The following is a 2,265-nucleotide window of genomic DNA, read 5'->3' as shown; positions in this document are numbered from 1 at the left end:
GCCGATGCCGCCCAGTGCGCCCGTTGCGGTACCGAGTGCGTTGCTCAACGTCCCGGTCGCCGTGTTCAGCGCACCCGTCAGCGCACCCGCGGGATTGCCGCCGCTCAGGGCGCCCGTCACCTGATTGACGACGCCCTGGACCGGCGCCAGCGGATCCGCGCCGCCGCCGATAGCGCCCAATGCGCCCAGTGCTCCCGTCACGTTACCGATCGCACCGGTCACCGTGCCTGCCGGATTGCCGGCACCGAGCTCACCCGCCACCGCACCGAGTGCACCCGTCAATGCGCTAGCCGGGTTGCCGCTATTGAGCGCCGTCGTTACTTGGTTGACGACGCCTTGAACCGCCCCCAGCGGATACGAACTGCCACCGACATTACCCAGCGCACCGGTCACCGTGCCGAGTGCACCCGTCAACGCACCAGCCGGGTTGCCGCCACCGAGTGCGCCCGTTACTTGATTGACGACACCTTGAACCGGCGCCAGCGGGTTCGCACCGCCGCCGACATTGCCCAGCGCACCGGTCACCGTGCCAAGTGCACCCGTCAACGCACCAGCCGGATTGCCGCCACCGAGCGCGCCCGTCACTTGATTGACGACACCTTGAACCGGCGCCAGCGGGTTCGAACCACCGCCAACATTACCCAGCGCACCGGTCACCGTGCCAAGTGCACCCGTCAACGCGCCTGCCGGGTTGCCGCCACCGAGTGCGCCCGTTACTTGATTGACGACACCTTGAACCGGCGCCAGCGGGTTCGCACCACCACCGACATTGCCCAGCGCACCGGTCACCGTGCCGAGTGCACCCGTCAACGCACCAGCCGGGTTGCCGCCACCGAGCGCACCCGTTACTTGATTGACGACACCTTGAACCGGCGCCAGCGGATTCGCACCACCGCCGACATTGCCCAGCGCACCGGTCACCGTGCCAAGTGCACCCGTCAACGCACCAGCCGGATTGCCGCCACCGAGTGCGCCCGTTACTTGATTGACGACACCTTGCACCGGCGCCAGCGGGTTCGCACCACCGCCAACATTACCCAGCGCACCGGTCACCGTGCCGAGTGCACCCGTCAACGCACCAGCCGGATTGCCGCCACCAAGCGCGCCCGTTACTTGATTGACGACGCCTTGCACCGGTGCCAGCGGGTTCGAACCGCCGCCAACATTACCCAGCGCACCGGTCACCGTGCCCAGTGCCCCCGTCAACGCGCCTGCCGGGTTGCCGCCACCGAGCGCACCCGTCACCTGATTCACCACACCCTGAACCGGCGCCAGCGGCTGCACCGTGCCGCCGCCACCGCCGAGCGCCCCCGTCACCGCCCCCACGGCGCCCGAGAGTGCCTGGCCGGGATCGCCAAACGACGTCTGGATCGCGCCCGCCCCACCTGCCGCCACGGTGACCGAGCCCAGCGGCGACGTACCCGTCGCGACCAGCCCGACCGACATGCCGTTCGTCGGCGGGGTGACGATCACTTGTGGAATCGGCAGCGAATCGAGCGCCCCCGCCATCGCGGAACCCGAAGCCAGTACCCCGAACACCGTCGCGACCGACAGCGCCACACCCGTCAATTTCAGATTGTGTCCCATCTTTATTTTCCCCATCTCGGTTGGCACTACGTTGATAAAGCATGGGGACGGATTGCACGAAGCGTGCCAATTCAGAAAAATGGATTCATTCGTCTGCCTATTGCGTGGCAATAACGTTTTTTTAATGGATTTCCGACGAAAAACATGGGGCGCGGAGCCCGAATCATCGGACGAAAAAGGTCGACGGAACGCGGATGTAACGTAACGTTTGCGAGCCCCGTAGTAACGTGTTCCGGTACATTCCGCACGACACGGGAACGACTGTTACCGACGGTGCCGCACCTCGTCAGGCCGGCTGCCCATCGCGTATTTCAGTTAAATGAAAATGCATTGCCTAATCGCGAATTAGCTGATTTTATTTATCTCGCGATTTCTTTCTTGACGATTACGCAGATCATTTCCGATTGCGTCGCCATCGATAATACGGATGGCAGAATGAAAAACTGTGACGGCCGCATCGCAACCGGAGCGCGATGCGGCGCGCGGCGATGGCCGGAACGGCATCGCCGCGCCTCGCGCGTTCAGCCGAAGCGTGCGGGCCGGTATGGACGGGGATCGATATAGGTCGGCGCGCCGGTCATCATTTCGGCCAGCAGGCGCCCGGTCGCGGGGCCGAGCGTGAGCCCGTGGTGACAATGGCCGAACGCGAACCACAGGTGGCGATGGCGCGGGGCGGGC

Annotated in this window: 2 protein-coding genes; both read right to left on the bottom strand. The window is 65.2% G+C overall.

The window, feature by feature from the left end; genetic code table 11:
• A partial coding sequence (locus JYJ84_RS34650; protein ID WP_374102157.1) for a beta strand repeat-containing protein occupies positions 1-1,587 on the bottom strand: 1,587 nt, incomplete at its 3' end.
• A 521-nt stretch (positions 1,588-2,108) separates the two neighbouring features.
• Positions 2,109-2,265: FAD-dependent oxidoreductase (locus JYJ84_RS34645; protein ID WP_205190125.1), on the bottom strand; the 157-nt coding region annotated here is incomplete at its 5' end.

The organism is Burkholderia sp. LMG 13014 (assembly GCF_905232215.1).
Taxonomy (GTDB): domain Bacteria; phylum Pseudomonadota; class Gammaproteobacteria; order Burkholderiales; family Burkholderiaceae; genus Burkholderia.
Note: the sequence above shows the minus strand (reverse complement) of the source record. Positions and strands in the feature narration are given on the sequence as shown.